The sequence below is a fragment of the Aquiflexum sp. TKW24L genome, assembly GCF_023502205.1.
In the GTDB taxonomy this organism is placed as follows: domain Bacteria; phylum Bacteroidota; class Bacteroidia; order Cytophagales; family Cyclobacteriaceae; genus Cognataquiflexum.
Genome location: NZ_JAMFLG010000106.1, coordinates 1 through 358 on the forward strand (window position 1 = coordinate 1; position 358 = coordinate 358).

1 protein-coding gene is annotated in these 358 nt (G+C 43.3%); it reads right to left on the bottom strand.

What is annotated here, in order from left to right; all coding sequences use genetic code 11:
• Nucleotides 1-358: CLIPPER-2 domain-containing protein (locus tag M3O96_RS21970; protein WP_249725505.1), on the bottom strand; the 358-nt coding region annotated here is incomplete at both ends.

Below are 358 nucleotides of genomic sequence, written 5' to 3' on the forward strand. Positions count from 1 at the left end.
CACCAAAATGGTATAGTTCAATACATCTCCGACAGCGGCAAAGGTTGATTCGGTTGCAGTCTTGGTGATGGAAAGTGCAGGGCTCTGTGTTGCAGAAACTGACTCCGAAGCGGAGACATTCACAGCACCGACAGCAGCAGAAGCTGTGTTGTCTACTTTTCCTGCATCGATATCACTTTGAGTGATAGTATAAGAAGTAGCAATTGACTCAGAAGCCAAAGGCGCCAAAGTAGATATTGTTGTGTTTAAACCTGTCAATGGATCTGATACAGAAACATTACTCAAAGTCACGTTACCTGTATTGGTCACGACAATGGTGTAATTCAATAAATCCCCGACAGCAGCAAAAGTATTCTCA